Source organism: Pseudomonas paraeruginosa (genome assembly GCF_003025345.2).
GTDB lineage: Bacteria > Pseudomonadota > Gammaproteobacteria > Pseudomonadales > Pseudomonadaceae > Pseudomonas > Pseudomonas paraeruginosa.
In genome coordinates this window covers 1,282,277-1,302,317 of sequence record NZ_CP020560.1, presented here as the reverse complement: position 1 = coordinate 1,302,317, position 20,041 = coordinate 1,282,277, and the positions used below count along the sequence as shown (strand labels likewise).

Sequence of the window (20,041 nt, the reverse complement as noted above, 5' to 3'; positions counted from 1 at the left end):
GCAGGCTCACCCTCCCTGCGCGACCGACCTCGTCCGCCCCACCCGGGCGCCGCGCCGCCGCATCGGCGCGCTGGCATAACCATCCGGCCGCACGGAAGCACTCCGTCCTGCCCTGACTGCCAGGGACCTCCCCACCATGACCGCCGCCACCCTCGCCGCCGCCCCCACTCCGGAAGCGGCCAACTCGACCACCCGGGTCGCCGTCGCCAGCTTCATCGGCACCGCCATCGAGTTCTACGATTTCTACGTCTACGCCACCGCCGCCGCCCTGGTGATCGGCCCGGTATTCTTCCCGCAGACATCCGGCACCGCGCAGATGCTCAGCGCCTTCCTCACCTTCGGCATCGCCTTTCTCGCCCGTCCGCTGGGCTCGGCGCTGTTCGGCCACTTCGGCGACCGCATCGGGCGCAAGTCGACCCTGGTCGCCTCGCTGCTGCTGATGGGGGTCTCCACCACCCTGATCGGCGTCCTCCCCGGCTACGACAGCATCGGCTACTGGGCTCCGTTGCTGCTCTGCCTGCTGCGCTTCGGCCAGGGCCTCGGCCTCGGCGGCGAATGGGGCGGCGCCGCGCTGCTGGCCACGGAGAACGCGCCGGCCGGCAAACGCGCCTGGTTCGGCATGTTTCCCCAGCTCGGCCCGTCGATCGGCTTCCTCGCCGCCAACGGCCTGTTCCTGGCCCTGGCGATGCTGCTCAGCGAGGAGCAATTCCGTGAGTGGGGCTGGCGGATCCCGTTCCTGCTCAGCGCGGCGCTGGTGATCGTCGGCCTCTATGTGCGCCTGAAGCTGGCGGAGACCCCGGTGTTCGCCAAGGCCATGGCCAGGCACGAGAGGGTGCGCCTGCCGATCGCCGAGCTGTTCGCCCAGCACTGGCGGCCGACCCTGCTCGGCGCCCTGGCGATGGTGGTGTGCTATGCGCTGTTCTATATCTCCACGGTGTTCTCGCTGAGCTACGGAGTCGCCAGCCTGGGCTTCAGCCGCGAGGAGTTCCTCGGTCTGCTGTGCCTCGCCGTGCTCTTCATGGCCGCCGCCACGCCACTCTCGGCCTGGCTCAGCGACCGCTTCGGGCGCAAGCCGGTACTGCTGCTCGGCAGCCTGGCGGCGCTCGCCTCCGGGTTCGCCATGGAGCCGCTGCTGAGCCAGGGCTCGGCATTCAGCGTCGCCCTGTTCCTCTGCATCGAATTGTTCCTGATGGGCGTCACCTTCGCCCCGATGGGCGCCCTGCTGCCGGAAATCTTCCCCACCCACGTGCGCTACACCGGCGCGTCGGCGGCCTACAACCTGGGCGGCATCCTTGGCGCATCGGTGGCGCCCTACATAGCCCAGAAGCTGGTCGGCATCGGCGGCCTGGGCTGGGTCGGCGGCTACGTCTCGGCGGCGGCGCTGCTCAGCCTGCTGGCGGTACTGTGCCTGAAGGAGACCCGCGACAACGACCTCGGCGCAGCACCCTGAATCCCGCTCAGGGGTCCGCGGCGCCACCCTCTTCCCTCGCCGCCAGCCAGTCGGCGAGGGAGGAGGCCCAGACCTGGTAGCCCAGTTGCGACGGATGAAAGCCGTCGATGGCCAGGTAGCCCGGAAGCAGGTCCAGCGAGATCGGGCAGTAGCCGGCGCCGGCCGCGCCAGCGAGATCGCGCAACGCCTCGTCGAGCAGCCGCCCGCGCCACCCCAGCAGGGCCCGCAGCAAACCGGGCAGGGCGGAGAAATGCCGCAGCGGCGGCACCGCGGTGCAGATCACCTGCGCGCCGGCCGCCTGGAAGGCTCCGATGAGGGCAGCGCAATCGGTTCGCCAGCGTTCGAGGGAGCGCAGGCCGGTGGTGTCGTTGACGCCGAAGACCAGGATCACCCGGTCGAAGAAACGTCCTTCCACCTGCGGTAGCAGGCGTTCGCGCGCCTCGCCGCTGGTGATGCCGTTCTCGCCCAGCGCCAGCCAGGCCACCGGGCGCCGCAGACGCTCGCCCAGCGCCGCGGCCAGGCGGCCGGCCAGAGCGTAGTCCAGGCAACTGGCGCCAACCCCGGCTACCGTCGACTCACCGAACAACAGCAAGCGCAGCGGCTCGCCGCTGCCGGGCTCTCCGACCAGCCCTTCGCGAGGTCCCGCCGCGGGCACCAGGCGCAAGGCCCGGCGGCGGGTACGGATAGCCAGCGGCACCACCAGTGGGAGCAACGGCAGAGCCGCCGCCCACCAGGCCAGCGATGCCAGCCGGCGCATCTCAGAGTTCGACGCGAACCGCCTGGGCGGCACGGGTCGCCTTGGCCCGCGCGGCATCGATGGACTCGTCGCGCGCCAGGGCCACCCCCATCCGCCGCTGGCCATCCACTTCCGGCTTGCCGAACAGGCGCAGCGCGGTATCCGCCTCACCCAGGGCGGCGCCGAGGTTGGCGAAGGCGACCCGGTCGGACTTGCCTTCCACCAGGATCACCGCCGAGGCCGACGGGCCGAACTGGCGGATCAGTGGGATCGGCAGGCCGAGGATCGCCCGTGCGTGCAGGGCGAACTCGGAAAGATCCTGGGAAATCAGGGTCACCAGGCCGGTATCGTGCGGGCGCGGCGACACCTCGCTGAACCACACCTGGTCGCCCTTGACGAACAGTTCGACGCCGAACAGCCCGCGTCCGCCGAGGGCCTCGGTCACCGCCCGGGCGACCCGCTCGGACTCGGCCAGGGCCTGCGCGCTCATCGCCTGCGGCTGCCAGGACTCGTGGTAGTCGCCCTTGACCTGGCGGTGACCGATCGGCGCGCAGAAAGTGGTACCGCCGACATGGCGCACGGTGAGCAGGGTGATCTCGTAGTCGAAATCGATGAAGCCCTCGACGATCACCCGGCCCTTGCCGGCGCGCCCACCTTCCTGGGCATAGTCCCAGGCCGCCTGCAGGTCGTCGAGGCCTTTCAGGACGCTCTGGCCCTTGCCCGACGAGCTCATGATCGGCTTCACCACGCAGGGGTAGCCGACGCGCTCGACGCCCAGGCGGTAGTCCTCGAAAGTATCGGCGAAGTGATAGGGCGAGGTCGGCAGGCCGAGTTCCTCGGCAGCCAACCGGCGGATGCCCTCGCGGTTCATGGTCAGTTGTGCGGCGCGGGCGGTGGGCACCACGGTGTAGCCTTCGGCCTCCAGCTCGACCAGGGTGGCGGTGGCGATGGCCTCGATCTCCGGGACTATGTAGTGTGGCTTCTCCTGCTCGATCACCGCGCGCAGGGCGGCGCCGTCAAGCATGCTGATCACGTGGCTGCGATGCGCCACCTGCATGGCCGGGGCGTTGTCGTAGCGATCGACGGCGATCACCTCGCAACCCAGGCGTTGCAGCTCGATGGCGACCTCCTTGCCCAGCTCGCCGGAGCCACAGAGAAGGACGCGGGTCGCGCTCGGCGACAGGGGGGTACCGATACGGGTCATGGACGAACCTCGGAAATGAAGGAAAACGGGTTCCACCTCAGGCGGAACCGCTGAGCAGCCCTTGCGCCTTGGCGCGTGCGAAGCAGCGGCCAAGCACCTCGCGGCGCTCGTCGTCGCTCATCAGGCCCCAGCGGGTGATCTCGGCCGCCGTGCGCTGGCAGCCGATGCAGATGTCCTGCTCGTCCAGCGCACAGACGTGGACGCAGGGCGAAGCCACCGGCCGCTCGTTCACCCCTGGTCCTCGGCGAGGTCGCGGGCGTAGCGGCGGGCGTTGTGCACATAGTGGGCGGCGCTGGCCTCGAGCATCTTCCTCTGCGGTTCGCTCAGCTCGCGCACGACCTTGCCTGGCGAGCCCATCACCAGCGAGCCGTCGGGTATTTCCCTGCCCTCGGGAATCAGCGCGTTGGCGCCGATGATGCAGTACTTGCCGATCTTCGCCCCGTTGAGGATCACCGCGTTGATCCCCACCAGGCTGTAGTCGCCCACCGTGCAGCCGTGCAGCATGGCGTTGTGGCCGACGGTGACGCCCTTGCCGAGGCTCAGCGGATACCCCATGTCGGTGTGCATCACCGCGCCGTCCTGGACGTTGCTGTGCTCGCCGATATGAATCAGTTCGTTATCGCCGCGCAGCACCGCGCCGAACCAGACGCTGGCGCCGGCGTCCAGGCGAACCTTGCCGATCACCGCGGCGGTGGGGGCGATCCAGCTGTCGGAGTGGGTTTCGACGCGGGCGTCGCCCAGGCGGTATTTCATCGCGATCTCCTCGTGGCCGGGGTCTGCGCCCCGTCGGTCAACTCAGTTTGATGAAGGAAGCCGGTGGCGTGTGCAGGTCGATGGGGTCGTCGAAAAGCAGGTTGACCAGTTCCACCACCATGATGGCGGTCAGGCCCCAGATCTTGAACTCGCCGAAACGATAGCTGGGCACGTACCAGCTGCGACCGAAGTAATCGATGCGGTGGGTGACCTCGCGCGGATCGTCGCGAAAGAAACTCAGCGGCACGTTGAACACCGCGGCGATCTCGCCATCGTTGGGCTGGTACTCGACGAAGTCGGGAATGAAGGCGACATAGGGCGTGACCTTGATCCCATGCCGGGAGACCAGGGTACTCAGCGGCCCGACCACTTCCACCAGGCCCGGTGGCAGGGCGATCTCCTCCTCCGCCTCGCGCAGGGCGGTGCGCACCAGGTCGGCGTCTTCCGGGTCGCGTCGGCCGCCCGGGAAGGCGACTTCGCCACCATGGGTGGACAGGCCGGCGGCGCGCAGGGTCAGCACAAGCTCCGGGTCGTCGCTGCGGGTGATGGGCACCAGCACGGCCGCTTCGGGGAAGCGCTGGTCGGTATTCAGTTGGCGGGGGCGGTGCGCCTCGATGCGTTGGCGCAGCTCGTCGAGCGTGCAGTTCATACTGCCGGGGTTTCCGAGGTCTTGTCGTTTCCCCGAGATCATGGCACGAAAGCCACGGGCAGCCCACCCCTTCCGTACAGGCCCCTTGTCGCCCCCGGGCCGGCCGAGCAAGATAGGCCTTTTCCCGAAGAAGAAGCCCGCATGAAATTCTGCAGCCAGTGCGGCGCCACGGTGGTCGAGCGCATCCCGGACGGCGACAACCGCCTGCGCTACGTCTGCGACGCCTGCCATACCGTGCACTACCAGAATCCGCGGATCGTCGCCGGCAGCCTGCCGGTGCGGGACGGCCGGGTCCTGCTCTGCCGTCGCGCCATCGCGCCGCGCCTGGGCTACTGGACGCTCCCGGCCGGCTTCATGGAGAACGGCGAGACCCTCGCCCAGGCGGCGGCCCGCGAGACAGAGGAAGAAGCCAACGCGCGGATCGGCGACCTGCAGCTCTACACCCTGTTCGATCTGCCGCACATCAGCCAGGTCTACCTGTTCTTCCGCGCCGAGCTGCTCGACCTGGATTTCTCCGCGGGCGACGAGAGCCTGGAAGTGCGGCTTTTCGACGAAGCGGAGATTCCCTGGTCGGAGCTGGCTTTTCCGACCATCGGCCGTACCTTAGAATGCTACTTCAGCGATCGCCGCGAAGGATGCTTCCCGGTGCGCAACGAAGCCATCGCGCCTATGCTGGCTTCCCATAAGAAAGACTGACCGCCAAACACTCGAACACCGCCGCCGTTGCGGCTCAAGGGAACATCGGGGATCTCACTTCCATGCGCTGGTTGCTTGCTGTGCTGTGCTTGACCTTCGCCAGTCTGACCCAGGCCAATGCCGCGCCGACGCTGGACGGCAAGGTGGACAAGGTCCTGGTGCTCAAGTCCGAGCGAAAACTGCTGCTCCTCAACAAAGGCAACGTCCTCAAGAGCTATCGCGTCTCGCTGGGCAAGCGCCCCACCGGGCCGAAGCTGGCCGAAGGCGACAACCGCACGCCGGAAGGCTTCTACTGGATCGACTGGCGCAAGACCAGCAACAACTACAACCTGTCCATGCACATTTCCTACCCCAACGCCCGCGACGTGGCCAAGGCCCGGGAAAAGGGCCTGCCGGCCGGCGGCATGATCATGATCCACGGCACCCCGCTGGATGACGAATACCCGGAGTGGTACTTCTCCACCCTGGACTGGACCAATGGCTGCATCGCCATGAACAACACCGACATGCGCGAAGTCTGGAGCGTCGTGAAGGACGGCACGCTGATCGAGATCCGCCCCTGACAGAACCAGGCTGATACCACTCGTCAGCCGTCAGCCACGCCACGAACGCCGCCGCGAACCTTTCCGGCGGCGTTTTCTTTTTTCCGTCAAGCCCTTGCATCCCGTACCCAGGCCGTCTCGCTCGAGGAGACGGCAGGCTGACGCGCGCGCTCCGTGCAACTGGCATTGACGTGGTATTCAAGTGGTATTAATTTTTCCGCCATTACCGGGCGACAACAACGCAATCCGCACTGGAACCTTTCCATGAAGACAGCCCACGACCTGCTCCTGGCCCTGCGTCCCGACGAGGCGCAACCCACTCCGCTCTATCTGCAACTGGCGCGCAATCTCGAAAGCGCGATCCATGCCGGACAGTGGAAGGCCGAGGAAGCGCTGCCCTCCGAACGCAGCCTCAGCGAAACCCTGAACATTTCCCGCGTCACCGCGCGCAAGGCTCTCGAAATCCTCTTCGAGCAGGGCCTGATCCGTCGCAACCAGGGCTCGGGTACCTTCATCACCCCGCGCCTGGAACAACCGCTGTCGCGCCTCTCCAGCTTCAGCGAGATGCTCCGCCTGAAAGGCTTCACTCCCGGCTCCACCTGGCTGGAGCGCGGCATCGCCCTGCCCACCCACGACGAACTGATCCGCCTCGGCCTGTCGCCCACCGAGAAGGTCGCGCGCCTGAAACGCCTGCGCAAGGCCGACGGCACGGTGATGGCGATCGAGCACAGCACCCTGCCGGCACGCCTGCTCAGCGACCCGACGGCGATCGGCGACTCCCTCTACGAATACCTGGACAGCATCGGCCGCCCGGTGGTCCGCGCCCTGCAGCACGTGCGCGCGATCAACGCCTCGCCCGCCGATGCCGCGCTGGTCGGCATCGAGCCGGGCACCGCGATGCTGCTGATGACGCGGATCGGCTACCTCGAGGACAACACCCCGATCGAGCTGACCGACACCTACTGCCGCAACGACTACTACGACTTCGTCGCCGAACTGCGACGCTGACCGATACGGAGCCGCCATGCTCGAAGGCAACATCCTCACCCCTCAAGGCTGGGTCCTCGGCCGTCTGCACATACAGGACGGTCGCATCCGGCGGATCGACGGCGATCCCGTCGATCCAGCCGGCAACTCCCTGCCCTATCTGCTGCCGGGCTTCATCGACCTGCACGTGCATGGCGGCGGCGGCCGCGACATCATGGAAGGCGGCGACGCCTTCGCCACCATCGCCCGTACCCACCGGCGTTTCGGCACCACCTCGCTGCTGGCCACTACCATGACCGCCCCGCACGAGGAAATTGCCGGCATCCTCAGCCAGCTCGGCGAGTATTGCCGGAAGCCGCTGGCCGGTGGTTCACGGGTGCTCGGCGTGCACCTGGAAGGCCCCTACATCAACTCCGGAAAACTCGGCGCGCAACCCAACTTCGCCCACGCCGCGGTGCTCGAGGAGGTCGAGGACTACCTGCGCCGCGCGCCGATCCGGGTGATCACCATCGCCCCGGAGATCGCCGGCCACCAGCCACTGATCCGCGCCCTCGCCGAACGCGGCGTGCGCCTGCAGGTCGGCCATACCCTGGGCAGCTACGAGGACGGCGTGGCCGCCCTGGAAGCCGGCGCCAGCAGCTTCACCCACCTCTACAACGCGATGACCGGCCTGCATCACCGCGAACCGGGCATCGTCGGCGCGGCCCTGGCCCATGCGCGCTACGCCGAGCTGATTCCCGACCTGCTGCACGTGCACCCCGGCGCGATCAAGGTGGCCCTGCGCTCGATCCCCTGCCTGTACTGCGTGACCGACTCCACCGCCGCCGCCGGCATGCCCGACGGCCAGTACAAGCTCGGCAGCCACACCGTGACCAAGTGCCTGGGCGGCGTGCGCCTGCCCGACGGCACCCTGGCCGGCAGCACCCTGACCATGGACCAGGCGCTGCGCAACCTGGTGAAGATCGGCCTGCCGCTGGCGGAAGCCTCGCAACGCCTCGCGCAGTTCCCCGCCGACTACCTCGGCCTCGCCGAGCGTGGCCGCCTGGCGCCCGGCGCCTGGGCCGACGTGGTGCGCCTGGACCGCTCCCTGGAGCTCGACGCCGTGATGGTGGAAGGAGAACTCGAATGACTTCGCTGATGCTCGAGGAAGCGCTCTCCGCCGCCGCGGTGGCGAGCCGCCAACTGGCCGTGCTCGATGCCCGCCTGCCGGCGCTTGGCCAGCGCCTGCGGGAAGTGGACCCGAACCTGGCGCTGACCGTCGCGCGCGGCAGCTCCGACCACGCGGCCAGCTACTTCGCCTACCTGGCCATGCAGCACGCCGGGCTGCCGGTGGCCTCGCTGCCGATGTCGGTGGTGACCCTCAACCGCTCGCCGCTGCGGGTCGCCGGGCAGGTCGCCTTCGCCTTCTCGCAATCCGGGCAGAGCCCCGACCTGGTGGACAGCCTGCGCACCCTCCGTGAACGCGGCGCGCTCAGCGTCGCCCTGGTGAACGCCGAGGACTCGCCGCTGGAAGCCGCCAGTGAATTCGTCGTGCCGCTCGGCGCAGGCGTGGAACGCAGCGTCGCCGCGACCAAGAGCTTCATCGCCACCCTCGCCGCCAGCGCCCGCCTGCTCGCCCACTGGCAGCGCGATGCCGCCCTGCTGGACGCCGGCCAGGCACTGGCGGCCGGCCTGGAGCAGGCCGCCAGGCTCGACTGGTCGCCCGCCATCGAGGTCCTGCGCGACTGCCAGCGACTGATGGTGATCGGTCGCGGCGCCGGCTACGCCATCGCCCAGGAGGCGGCGCTGAAATTCAAGGAAACCTCGGCGATCCAGGCCGAAGCCTTCAGCAGCGCCGAGGTCCGCCATGGGCCGATGGCGCTGGTCGAGGAGCGCTATCCACTGCTGCTGTTCGCCCCCCGTGGCCCGGAACAGGACGGCCTGCTGGCGCTCGCCGAGGACATGCGCCAGCGCGGCGCGCGGGTCCTGCTCGCGGCCCCCGACGACGTCGCCGGACGCGACCTGCCGCTACTGCGCGCCGCGCACCCGGCGCTCGACCCGATCCTCGCGATCCAGAGCTTCTACGTCATGGCCGCCAGCCTGGCCGAAGCCCGCGGCATGGACCCCGACCAGCCACGACACCTGAGCAAAGTCACCCGAACCCACTGAACCCGAGCGCCCGCCCATGAACAACAAGAACCTGGCCCTCAAAGCGCCCCTGAGCGGACCCGTGATGCCGCTCAGCCGAGTCCCCGATCCGGTGTTTTCCAGCGGCACGCTGGGCGAAGGCATCGCCATCGACCCACTGAACGATTGCCTGCACGCGCCTTGCGCCGGGGTGGTCAGCCACCTCGCGCGGACCCGCCACGCCCTCAGCCTGCGCGCCGACAACGGCGCCGAGCTGCTGCTGCACGTCGGCCTGGACACCGTGCAACTGCAGGGCGAAGGCTTCCAGCCACTGGTCGAGGAAGGCGCGCGGGTGATCGAGGGCCAGCCCCTGCTGCGCTTCGACCTGGACCGTGTCGCACGAGGCAGCCGCAGCCTGATCACGGTGATGATCCTGAGCAACGGCGAAGGTTTCCAGGTGCGCCCGCTGACCACCAACCCGGTGGAGGTCGGCGCGCCGTTGCTGCAATTGAGTCCGGAAAAGAGCGAAGCGCGTCCCGCCGCGGCATCCGCCACCACGGGCGAAACGCCCCAGGCCCGGGGCCTTGCGCGGGTCGCCCACCACGGCGGCCTGCATGCGCGGCCGGCGGCGCTGTTGCGCAAGACCGCGCAAGGTTTTTCCAGCCAGGCCGAACTGCATTTCGCCGGCCAGGTGGCCAGCGTCGACAGCCTGGTCGGGATCATGGGCCTGGGAGTCGCCGAACAGGACGAAGTGGAAGTGATCTGCCGCGGCGACGACAGCCAGGCGGCACTCGACGCGCTGCTCGCGGCGCTCGCCAGTGGCGCCCCGGCCACAGCGTCCGACGCTTCGCCACGCCATGCGCCACCAGCCACGCCAGCCGAGGCCGCGGCCGCCGGTACCCTGGCCGGGGTCTGCGCCGCGCCCGGCCTGGCCAGCGGACCCCTGGCCCGGCTCGGCGCCGTCAACCTGCCCGCCGACGGCGGCCCGCATCGGCCCGAGGAACAGCACATCGCCCTGGACCAGGCCCTGCAGCGGGTGCGCGACGACGTCCAGGGCAACCTGCAGCAGGCCAGGCTGCGCGGCGACGAAAACGAAGCGGCGATCTTCTCCGCCCATCTGGCGCTGCTGGAGGACCCGGGGCTGCTGGATGCCGCCGACATGCTGATCGACCAGGGGGTCGGCGCCGCCCATGCCTGGCACCGGGCGATCCAGGCGCAGTGCGAGATTCTCCAGGCACTGGGCAACCCGTTTCTCGCCGAACGCGCCAACGACCTGCGCGACCTGGAGAAACGCGCGCTGCGCGTGCTCCTCGGCGACGCCGCGCAACTGCAGGTGCCGGCCGGCACCATCGTCGTCGCCCACGAGTTCACCCCCTCCGACCTCGGCCCGCTGGTCGAGGCCGGCGCCGCCGGCCTGTGCATGGTCGAAGGCGGCGCCACCTCCCACGTGGCCATCCTCGCCCGCAGCAAGGGCCTGCCCTGCCTGGTGGCGCTCGGCCCGTCACTGCTGGGACTGGAGGAAGGCCGGCCGGTCGTGCTCGACGGCGAGCAGGCCCGCCTGGAACTGGCGCCCACGCCCGAACGACTGCAGCAGGTCGCCGCCGAGGTCCGGCGCCGCGCGCAGCAACGCCAGCGCCAGCAGGCCGAGGCCCAGCGCCAGGCGCTGACCCGCGACGGCCGGCGCATCGAAGTCGGCGCCAACGTCGCCTCGCCGCAGGAGGCCGCCGAAGCCTTCGCCAACGGTGCCGACGGGGTCGGCCTGCTACGCACCGAGTTCCTCTTCCTCGAGCGCCGCGCCGCGCCCGACGAAGAGGAGCAGCGCTGCGCCTACCAGGAGGTCCTGGACGCCATGGGCGAGCGCAAGGCGATCATCCGCACCATCGATGTCGGCGGCGACAAGCAGCTCGACTACCTGCCGCTGCCCGCCGAGGAAAACCCGGCGCTGGGCCTGCGCGGCATCCGCCTGGGCCAGGCGCGCCCGGAACTGCTCGACCAGCAGCTGCGCGCGCTGCTGCGGGTCGAACCGCTGCAGCGCTGCCGGATCCTGCTGCCGATGGTCAGCGAGGTCGACGAACTGCTCGCCATCCGCCAGCGCATCGGCGAACTGGCCGCGCAACTGGGCATCGCGCGCCTGCCCGAACTCGGCGTGATGATCGAGGTGCCTTCCGCCGCCCTGCTCGCCGACCAGTTGGCCGAGCACGCCGACTTCCTCTCGATCGGCACCAACGACCTGTCGCAGTACGCCCTGGCCATGGATCGCTGCCATGCCGGCCTCGCCGACCGCATCGACGCCCTGCACCCGGCGCTGCTCCGACTGATCGACCAGGCCTGCACCGGCGCCGCCCGTCACGGACGCTGGGTCGGCGTCTGCGGGGCGCTGGCCTCGGACCCGCTGGCGACGCCGGTGCTGGTCGGCCTCGGCGTCGAGGAGCTTTCCGTGGGACCGGGCCTGGTCGGCGAGATCAAGGCGCGGGTGCGCCAGCTCGACGCCTCCGACTGCCGGCACAAGGCCCGCTCGCTGCTGGAGCTGGGCAGCGCCCGGGCGGTGCGCGCAGCCTGCCTGCAACACTGGCCGCTGGCCTGACAAGAACAACCGGAGACCCCGCCATGCCCCCGTTCCTGATCGAAAGCCTGCAACGCCTGGGCCGCGCCCTGATGCTGCCGATCGCGATCCTGCCGATCGCCGGCCTGCTGCTGCGCCTGGGCGATGTCGACCTGCTCGACATTCCACTGGTGCATGACGCCGGCAAGGCGATCTTCGCCAACCTGGCGCTGATCTTCGCCATCGGCATCGCGGTCGGCTTCGCCCGCGACAACAACGGCACCGCCGGCCTCGCCGGGGCCATCGGCTACCTGGTGATGATCTCGGTGCTCAAGGTGATCGATCCGGGCATCGAAATGGGTGTGCTTTCCGGGATCATCAGCGGCCTGGTGGCTGGCGCCCTGTACAACCGCTTCAAGGACGTGAAGCTGCCCGAATACCTGGCGTTCTTCGGCGGGCGCCGCTTCGTGCCGATCGCCACGGGGATCAGCGCGGTGTGCCTGGGCCTGCTGTTCGGGGTGGTCTGGCCCCCCCTGCAACAGGGCATCAATGGCCTCGGCCAGCTGATGCTGGAGAGCGGCAGCCTTGGCGCCTTTGCCTTCGGCGTCCTGAACCGCCTGCTGATCGTCACCGGCCTGCACCACATCCTCAACAACCTGGTGTGGTTCGTCTTCGGCAGCTTCACCGACCCGGAAACCGGGCGCGTCGTCACCGGCGACCTGGCGCGCTACTTCGCCGGCGATCCGAAGGGCGGCCAGTTCATGGCCGGGATGTTCCCGGTGATGATGTTCGGCCTGCCCGCCGCCTGCCTGGCGATGTACCGCAACGCCCGCCCGGAGCGGCGCAAGCTGATCGGCGGGCTGCTCCTGTCGATGGCCCTGACCGCCTTCCTCACCGGCGTCACCGAACCGGTGGAGTTCGCCTTCATGTTCCTCGCGCCGCTGCTCTACCTGCTGCACGCGCTGCTCACCGGCCTGTCCATGGCCCTTACCGACCTGCTCGATATCCGCCTCGGCTTCACCTTCTCCGGCGGCGCCATCGACCTGGCGCTGGGCTGGGGCCGCTCGACCCACGGCTGGATGCTCTGGCCGCTGGGCCTGCTCTACGCCGGCATCTATTACCTGGTGTTCGACTTCTGCATCCGCCGCTTCAACCTGAAGACGCCGGGCCGCGAGGATGACGCGAGCGGCGAGGCGAGCGACAACGCCGAGGCCGAGCGCGCCCCGGCGTTCATCCGCGCCCTGGGTGGCGCGGCCAACCTCGAAGTGGTGGACGCCTGCACCACCCGCCTGCGCCTGCGCCTGGTGGATCGCGACAAGGCCTCGGACGCCCAGCTCAAGGCCCTCGGCGCGATGGCCGTGGTGCGCCCGGGCAAGGCCGGCAGCCTGCAGGTGGTGGTGGGCCCGCAGGCCGACAGCATCGCCGACGAGATCCGCCGCGCCCTGCCGTTCGCCACCCAGCCGGGCGAAGTGCAACAGGCGCGGGACAACCCCGGCGCGACCGAGGAGACCCCGCCGCAGGCCGCCGTCGACGCCACGGAAGCCCAGGCCTGGCTCGGCGCCCTGGGCGGTGCCGACAACCTGCGAGAAGTGCAGAGCATCGCCCTGACCCGCCTGCGGGTCAGCGTGGCGGACGAGCGCAAGCTGGCCAGCGAACAGTTGCGGACCCTAGGTGGCCAGGGCATCAGCTCGCTCGCCGGCGGTATCTGCCATATCCTGGTGGGCCCGCGCGCCGCGGCCCTGAGCCAGGCCCTGCAACCGCTGCTGCGGCGCTGACGGCAGGAGGGATGAACCTCGGTCAATCGGCGGATAACCGCTAAGCGGTTATTCGCGCCACGCACAGCCCCAGGTCGGGCTCTCCCCGTGAGGCGGATAACGAAAAGGGCGGCCACTGGCCGCCCTTCTTGCTTGTCCGAGGAAAGCTCAGAAGACCATGTCGGTCAGGCGCCAGACCTCGTAGGCCGGGGTCTCGTACGGATGCGCCGCCTTCAGCGCCTTGACGCTGGCGTGGATCAGTTCGTCGGCCACCACCAGCTCCACCTTCCACTCCGCCACGTGCTCGACCTGACCGACCTGGCCCAGGTAGGGACGGCTACCGTCCAGGGGGCGGAACTGGCCCTGGCCAAGGGACTGCCAGCAGCAACTGTCGTACGCCCCGATGCGCCCGCCACCCGCGGCGAACACCGCTTGCTTGACGACATCCAGATGGCTTTCAGGCACATAGAAACACAGCTTGTACATCGTTTTCTCCGCACGAATCGAATGCTGCACGAGGGCGGTCGGTGGTTGCGCGACTACCGGCGCCAAATGATGGCATTCTGCCTTGTCATGGTGAATATTTGACGCTGCCTTTACGACAGATAAGCGCAACATTTGTTCGCCCGTCACAACACCTTCGTGCGCGCTATCACAGATTTGCGTTCAGCCGCGGAACCGCCGCCATTTGCCCGTCAGCCCACTGGCGGACGGCGCGTGGCTGCCGTCGCAATACGGCAGGTCGGCGGAGCGCCCGCAACGGCACAACAGCAGCAGGCGCTCGCGAGTCGCGTGGAGCGTCAGGCCGTTGCGGCAATCGGCGGGACAATCGGGAAGCGAAGGCGAAGCCCCGCAGGTACAGAGCCGCAAGGTGTCGCCGGGGGAGACCCGGCGAACCTCGGGAAGAAGCTCGGGCGACGAGTCGGATGCGTCATCGCCCGCCATGCCGGATCAGTCCACCCAGACCCGGGCGTTGCGGAACATGCGCAGCCAGCCGCCGTCTTCCTGCCAGTCGTCCGGACGCCAGGAGTTCTGCACGGCGCGGAACACCCGCTCGGGGTGCGGCATCATGATGGTGACCCGGCCGTCGCGGCTGCTCAGGCCGGTGATGCCGCGCGGCGAGCCGTTGGGGTTGGCCGGGTAGGCTTCGGTGACCTTGCCGTGGTTGTCGACGAAGCGCAGCGACACGCAGCCGGACAGGTCGGCCTCCAGCAGCGCCTCTTCCGACTCGAATTCCGCATGGCCCTCGCCATGGGCGATGGCGATCGGCAGGCGCGACCCGGCCATGCCCTGTAGGAAGATCGACGACGATTCCTGTACCTGGACCATCGCCACCCGCGCCTCGAACTGCTCGGAGCGGTTGCGCACGAAGTGCGGCCAGAACTCGGTGCCGGGAATCAGCTCGTGCAGGTTGGACATCATCTGGCAGCCGTTACAGACGCCAAGGGCGAAGCTGTCCTTGCGCTCGAAGAAGGCTTGGAAGCCATCGCGGGCGCGGGTGTTGAACAGGATCGACTTGGCCCAGCCCTCGCCGGCGCCGAGCACGTCGCCATAGGAGAAGCCACCGCAGGCCACCAGGCCCTTGAAAGCCTCCAGGTCGACCCGGCCGGCGAGGATGTCGCTCATGTGCACGTCGATCGCGGCGAAGCCGGCGCGATCGAAGGCTGCGGCCATCTCCACCTGGCCGTTGACGCCCTGCTCGCGAAGGATCGCCACCTGCGGCCGCACGCCCTTCCTGATGTAGGGCGCGGCGATGTCCTGGTTGACGTCGAAGCTGAGCTTGGTCGACAGGCCAGGGTTGTCTTCGTCCAGCAAGGCGTCGAATTCCTGCTCGGCGCAGTCGGCATTGTCGCGCAGGCGCTGGATCTGGTAGCTGGTTTCGCTCCAGATGCGCTGCAGGATGCGGCGCTGGGCGCTGTAGACGGTCTCACCGTTGTAGTTCAGGTTGATCTCGTAGCCGTTCACCGGCTGGCCGATCACCGCCACGCAGTCGTCGAGGCCGGCGGCGCTGAACTGCGCGAGGACTTCCGGGGTGGCGCCTTCGCGGACCTGGATCACCGCGCCCAGCTCCTCGCTGAACAGCACGGCCGCCAATTCCTCGCGGCTATCGGCCAGGGCATCGAGGTTCAGCTCGACGCCGCAGTGACCGGCGAAGGCCATCTCCAGCACGCTGGTGATCAGGCCGCCGTCGGAACGGTCGTGGTAGGCGAGGATGTGGCCGTCGGCATTCAGGCCCTGGATCACCGCGAAGAAGGCTTTCAGGTCCTCGGCGTCGTCGACGTCCGGCACGGCGCGGCCGAGCTTGCCGTGGACCTGGGCCAGGATCGAGCCGCCGAGGCGGTTCTTGCCGCGGCCCAGGTCGATCAGGATCAGGTCGGTCTCGCCCTTGTCCAGGCGCAGTTGCGGGGTCAGGCTCTGGCGCACGTCGGCGACCGGGGCGAAACCGGTGACGATCAGCGACACCGGCGAGGTGACGCTCTTGTCTTCGGCGCCGTCCTGCCAACGGGTCTTCATGGACATCGAGTCCTTGCCCACCGGAATGGTGATGCCCAGCTCCGGGCACAGTTCCATGCCCACCGCCTTGACCGTGTCGTACAGGCGCGCGTCCTCGCCGGGGTGGCCGGCGGCGGCCATCCAGTTGGCGGACAGCTTGATGTCGGACAGCTTGGCGATGCGCGCGGCGGCCAGGTTGGTGACCGTCTCGCCGATGGCCATGCGCCCGGAAGCCGGGGCGTCGAGCAGCGCCAGCGGGGTGCGCTCGCCCATCGCCATGGCCTCGCCGGTATAGACGTCGAAGCTGGTCGCGGTGACGGCGCAGTCGGCCACCGGCACCTGCCAGGGGCCGACCATCTGGTCGCGGGCCACCAGGCCGGTGATGGTGCGATCGCCGATGGTGATCAGGAAGCTCTTGCTGGCCACGGCGGGATGGCGCAGGACGCGTTCGACGCTGTCCTGCAGTTCCAGCCCGGCGGCGTCGAAGTCGTCACCCAGTTCGGCCTCGCGGGTCACCGCGCGGTGCATGCGCGGCGCCTTGCCGAGCAGGACTTCCAGCGGCATGTCCACCGGCTTGTTGCCGAAATGGCTGTCGGCGACGGTCAGCTGGCGCTGCTCGATGGCCTCGCCGACCACCGCGAACGGGCAACGCTCGCGCTCGCAGATGGCCTTGAAGGTCTCGAAATCGGCGGCGTCCACCGACAGCACGTAGCGCTCCTGCGATTCGTTGCACCAGATTTCCAGCGGGCTCATGCCCGGCTCGTCGTTGGGCACCGCGCGCAGTTCGAAGCGGCCGCCACGACCACCGTCGTTGATCAGTTCCGGCAGGGCGTTGGACAGGCCACCGGCGCCAACGTCGTGGATGAAGCTGATCGGGTTGCGCTCGCCGAGCTGCCAGCAGCGGTCGATCACTTCCTGGCAGCGCCGCTCCATTTCCGGGTTGTCGCGCTGCACCGAGGCGAAGTCGAGGTCGGCGGAGCTGGCGCCGGTGGCCATCGACGAGGCGGCGCCGCCGCCCAGGCCGATCAGCATGGCCGGGCCACCGAGGACGATGAGCTTGGCGCCGACGCTGATCTCGCCCTTCTGCACATGCTCGTCGCGGATGTTGCCCATGCCGCCGGCGAGCATGATCGGCTTGTGATAGCCGCGCACTTCCTCGCCACGCGGGGTCTCGATCTTCTGCTCGAAGGTACGGAAGTAGCCGGTCAGCGCCGGACGGCCGAATTCGTTGTTGAACGCCGCGCCGCCCAACGGGCCTTCGATCATGATGTCCAGAGCGGTGACGATGCGCTCGGGCTTGCCGTAGGGAACTTCCCAGGGCTGTTCGAAACCGGGGATCTGCAGGTTGGATACGGTGAAGCCGGTCAGGCCGGCCTTCGGCTTGGCGCCGCGGCCGGTCGCGCCCTCGTCGCGGATCTCGCCGCCGGAGCCGGTGGAGGCGCCGGGGAACGGCGCGATGGCGGTCGGGTGGTTGTGCGTCTCCACCTTCATCAGGATCTGCACCGGCTCGCGGTTGGCGGCGTATTCGCGGGTCGCGGGATCGGGGAAGAAGCGTCCGGCGACATGCCCGACGATGACCGCGGCGTTGTCCTTGTACGCGGACAGCACGCCTTCGCGGTTCATCTCGTAGGTGTTCTTGATCATGCCGAACAGGCTCTTGTCCTGGGCCTGGCCGTCGATGTCCCAACTGGCGTTGAAGATCTTGTGGCGGCAGTGCTCGGAGTTGGCCTGGGCGAACATCATCAGTTCGACGTCGTGGGGATTGCGGCCCAGGTCGGCGAAGCTCTTGAGCAGGTAGTCGATCTCGTCCTCGGCCAGCGCCAGGCCCAGTTCGACGTTGGCCTTCTCCAGCGCGGCGCGGCCGCCGCCCAGCACGTCGATGGCGGTCAGCGGGCGCGGCTGGGCATGGCTGAACAGCTCGGCGGCGCCTTCCAGGCGCTCCAGCACCAGTTGGGTCATGCGGTCGTGCAGGCGTGCGGCGACCGCCTGGACGTCGCTCTCGGAGAGTTCGCCCTGCACATAATAGGCAATGCCCCGCTCCAGTCGCTCGATCTTCGCCAGGCCGCAGTTGCGGGCGATGTCGGAGGCCTTGCTCGACCACGGCGAGATGGTGCCGAAGCGCGGCACCACCAGGAACAGCCGGCCGGAGGGTTCCTGCACCGGTACGCTCGGGCCGTATTCCAGCAGCCGCGCCAGCACCTGCTCCTCGTCGGCGGTGAGCGCGCCGGTGACGTCGGCGAAATGCGCGAACTCAGCGTACAGCCCGGTGACGGCGGGCACGTGCTGGGTCAGTTGCTCGAGCAGTTTGCCGTGGCGGAAAGCGGAAAGGGCGGGAGCGCCGCGCAGGATCAGCATTGTCGGAACAGCCTCTGGAGACGGGAAGGTGTGGGGGCCGGCCGGGCCGGCCCGCAGAGGCCGTGCATTCTACCGTAAAGCGCCGTCGGCGGCACCCGCGCCGACGGCTATCGCGCGGCGCTCCATCGGATCCGTGGCGGCCCGCTTCGAAATACTTCGAGAGCGACACCGCAGCGTTCCGCGACGGGGCCTGCGAAGCGGCGGACGAACGGTATCCCGGCGTTAGCAGAGAAGGTTCCGGCTGTCGAGATATGGCGCCGTCTCGCCTTTGCGTATACTGCGCCGATGTTTGCCCTGACCGCGTACCGCTTACGTTGCGCCGCCTGGCTGTTGGCGACCGGCATCTTTCTGCTGCTTGCGGGCTGTAGCGAGGCGAAAGCCCCTACCGCCCTGGAGCGCGTGCAGAAGGAGGGGGTGCTGCGCGTGGTCACCCGCAACAGCCCGGCCACCTACTTCCAGGACCGCAACGGCGAAACCGGCTTCGAGTACGAACTGGCCAAGCGCTTCGCCGAGCGCCTGGGCGTCGAGCTGAAGATCGAGACCGCCGACAACCTCGACGACCTCTACGCCCAGCTCTCCCGCGCAGGCGGCCCGGCCCTCGCCGCCGCCGGCCTGACCCCGGGCCGCCAGGACGACGCCAGCGTGCGCTACTCGCACACCTACCTCGACGTCACTCCCCAGGTCATCTACCGCAACGGCCAGCAGCGCCCGACCCGTCCCGAAGACCTGGTCGGCAAGCGCATCATGGTGCTCAAGGGCAGCAGCCACGCGGCACAGCTCGCCGAGCTGAAGAAGCAGTATCCCGAATTGAAGTACGACGAGTCCGATGCCGTCGAGGTGGTCGACCTGCTGCGCATGGTCGACGTCGGCGACATCGACCTGACCCTGGTCGACTCCAACGAACTGGCGATGAACCAGGTGTATTTCCCCAACGTCCGGGTCGCCTTCGACTTCGGTGAAGCCCGCGGCCTGGCCTGGGCACTGCCGGGCGGCGACGACGACAGCCTGATGAACGAAGTCAACGCGTTCCTCGACCAGGCCAAGAAGGAAGGCCTGCTGCAGCGCCTCAAGGACCGCTATTACGGGCACGTCGACGTGCTCGGCTACGTCGGTGCCTACACCTTCGCCCAGCACCTGCAGCAACGCCTGCCGCGCTACGAAAGCCATTTCAAGCAGAGCGGCAAGCAACTGGACACCGACTGGCGCCTGCTCGCCGCCATCGGCTACCAGGAGTCACTGTGGCAGCCCAGCGCCACCTCGAAGACCGGCGTGCGCGGCCTGATGATGCTGACCAACCGCACCGCCCAGGCGATGGGGGTGTCCAACCGGCTCGACCCGAAGCAGAGCATCCAGGGCGGCAGCAAGTATTTCGTGCAGATCCGCAGCGAACTGCCCGAGAGCATCAGGGAGCCGGACCGCAGCTGGTTCGCCCTGGCCGCCTACAACATCGGCGGCGCGCACCTGGAAGACGCGCGCAAGATGGCCGAGAAGGAAGGCCTCAACCCGAACAAGTGGCTGGACGTGAAGAAGATGCTGCCGCGCCTGGCACAGAAGCGCTGGTACGCCAAGACCCGCTACGGCTATGCCCGTGGCGGCGAAACCGTGCACTTCGTGCAGAACGTGCGGCGCTACTACGACATCCTTACCTGGGTGACCCAGCCGCAGATGGAAGGCAGCCAGATCGCCGAGAGCGGGTTGCACCTGCCCGGCGTGAACAAGACCCGCCCGGACGACGACGAAGGCGACGGCAAGCTGTAGCTTCCGCCGCCCCCTT

The 20,041-nt window shown here is 68.8% G+C and carries 17 protein-coding genes; 9 read left to right on the top strand and 8 right to left on the bottom strand.

The annotated features are described in order from the left end of the window. Nucleotides 1-136 precede the first annotated feature (136 nt). Nucleotides 137-1,450, top strand: a complete 1,314-nt coding sequence (locus tag B7D75_RS06340) for an MFS transporter (protein ID WP_012074608.1) — start codon at nt 137-139, stop codon at nt 1,448-1,450. A 7-nt stretch (nt 1,451-1,457) separates the two neighbouring features. Here B7D75_RS06340 and B7D75_RS06335 read toward each other — a convergent pair whose 3' ends face one another. The 5 genes from B7D75_RS06335 to B7D75_RS06315 are packed head-to-tail and all read right to left on the bottom strand — an operon-like array spanning nt 1,458 to nt 4,792. Beyond that, nucleotides 1,458-2,207, bottom strand: a complete 750-nt coding sequence (locus B7D75_RS06335) for an SGNH/GDSL hydrolase family protein (RefSeq protein ID WP_107113851.1) — start codon at nt 2,205-2,207, stop codon at nt 1,458-1,460. A 1-nt stretch (nt 2,208) separates the two neighbouring features. After that, nucleotides 2,209-3,390: a formate-dependent phosphoribosylglycinamide formyltransferase gene (gene purT, locus B7D75_RS06330; RefSeq protein WP_058175031.1), complete on the bottom strand. Its 1,182-nt coding sequence runs from the start codon at nt 3,388-3,390 to the stop codon at nt 2,209-2,211. A 37-nt stretch (nt 3,391-3,427) separates the two neighbouring features. Then, nucleotides 3,428-3,622 carry a DUF1289 domain-containing protein gene (locus B7D75_RS06325; protein ID WP_034081136.1) on the bottom strand — a complete coding sequence of 65 codons (195 nt, stop codon included), beginning with the start codon at nt 3,620-3,622 and terminating at the stop codon, nt 3,428-3,430. Then, on the bottom strand, nt 3,619-4,143 hold the full coding sequence (locus tag B7D75_RS06320) for a gamma carbonic anhydrase family protein (RefSeq protein ID WP_034081138.1): 525 nt from the start codon (nt 4,141-4,143) through the stop codon (nt 3,619-3,621). The genes B7D75_RS06325 and B7D75_RS06320 overlap by 4 nt, the downstream gene beginning before the upstream one ends. Before the next feature lie 37 nt (nt 4,144-4,180). After that, nucleotides 4,181-4,792, bottom strand: a complete 612-nt coding sequence (locus B7D75_RS06315; RefSeq protein ID WP_053816798.1) for a CoA pyrophosphatase — start codon at nt 4,790-4,792, stop codon at nt 4,181-4,183. A 141-nt stretch (nt 4,793-4,933) separates the two neighbouring features. Between B7D75_RS06315 and B7D75_RS06310 the strand changes: the two genes are divergently transcribed. The 7 genes from B7D75_RS06310 (at nt 4,934) to nagE (ending at nt 13,440) form a co-directional block, all read left to right on the top strand. Continuing rightward, nucleotides 4,934-5,488, top strand: a complete 555-nt coding sequence (locus B7D75_RS06310) for an NUDIX hydrolase (RefSeq protein ID WP_107113850.1) — start codon at nt 4,934-4,936, stop codon at nt 5,486-5,488. A 62-nt stretch (nt 5,489-5,550) separates the two neighbouring features. Then, on the top strand, nt 5,551-6,051 hold the full coding sequence (locus B7D75_RS06305) for a L,D-transpeptidase family protein (protein ID WP_003157726.1): 501 nt from the start codon (nt 5,551-5,553) through the stop codon (nt 6,049-6,051). A 243-nt stretch (nt 6,052-6,294) separates the two neighbouring features. Next, nucleotides 6,295-7,038: a GntR family transcriptional regulator gene (locus B7D75_RS06300; RefSeq protein WP_003157727.1), complete on the top strand. Its 744-nt coding sequence runs from the start codon at nt 6,295-6,297 to the stop codon at nt 7,036-7,038. Nucleotides 7,039-7,054: 16 nt separating this feature from the next. Next, nucleotides 7,055-8,146 carry an N-acetylglucosamine-6-phosphate deacetylase gene (gene nagA / locus B7D75_RS06295; RefSeq protein WP_034081145.1) on the top strand — a complete coding sequence of 364 codons (1,092 nt, stop codon included), beginning with the start codon at nt 7,055-7,057 and terminating at the stop codon, nt 8,144-8,146. After that, nucleotides 8,143-9,165: an SIS domain-containing protein gene (locus B7D75_RS06290; RefSeq protein ID WP_034081146.1), complete on the top strand. Its 1,023-nt coding sequence runs from the start codon at nt 8,143-8,145 to the stop codon at nt 9,163-9,165. Before nagA ends, B7D75_RS06290 begins: the two co-directional genes overlap by 4 nt. Nucleotides 9,166-9,181: 16 nt before the next feature. After that, entirely contained in the window at nt 9,182-11,707 is a 2,526-nt protein-coding gene (gene ptsP / locus B7D75_RS06285) for a phosphoenolpyruvate--protein phosphotransferase (protein ID WP_107113849.1), read from the top strand. 23 nt (nt 11,708-11,730) lie between these two features. Next, nucleotides 11,731-13,440, top strand: a complete 1,710-nt coding sequence (gene nagE / locus B7D75_RS06280) for an N-acetylglucosamine-specific PTS transporter subunit IIBC (RefSeq protein ID WP_034081148.1) — start codon at nt 11,731-11,733, stop codon at nt 13,438-13,440. Between the two features lie 147 nt (nt 13,441-13,587). Here the strand turns inward: nagE and B7D75_RS06275 are convergent, their stop codons facing one another. The 3 genes from B7D75_RS06275 to purL all read right to left on the bottom strand — a co-directional run bounded on the left by B7D75_RS06275 (nt 13,588) and on the right by purL (nt 18,267). After that, nucleotides 13,588-13,905 (bottom strand): Nif3-like dinuclear metal center hexameric protein, encoded by a 318-nt coding sequence (locus tag B7D75_RS06275; RefSeq protein ID WP_003156963.1) that lies wholly within the window; start codon nt 13,903-13,905, stop codon nt 13,588-13,590. 180 nt (nt 13,906-14,085) lie between these two features. Then, the gene (locus B7D75_RS06270; protein WP_107113848.1) at nt 14,086-14,364 is read right to left on the bottom strand and encodes a CDGSH iron-sulfur domain-containing protein; all 279 of its coding nucleotides are present in this window, start codon (nt 14,362-14,364) and stop codon (nt 14,086-14,088) included. Nucleotides 14,365-14,370: 6 nt separating this feature from the next. Beyond that, nucleotides 14,371-18,267 (bottom strand): phosphoribosylformylglycinamidine synthase, encoded by a 3,897-nt coding sequence (gene purL / locus B7D75_RS06265; protein WP_107113847.1) that lies wholly within the window; start codon nt 18,265-18,267, stop codon nt 14,371-14,373. Nucleotides 18,268-18,552: 285 nt separating this feature from the next. Here purL and mltF point away from each other — a divergent pair, with 285 nt between their 5' ends. Then, complete coding sequence (gene mltF, locus B7D75_RS06260; protein WP_012074597.1) at nt 18,553-20,025, top strand: membrane-bound lytic murein transglycosylase MltF; 1,473 nt, start codon at nt 18,553-18,555, stop codon at nt 20,023-20,025. Nucleotides 20,026-20,041: the final 16 nt, after the last annotated feature.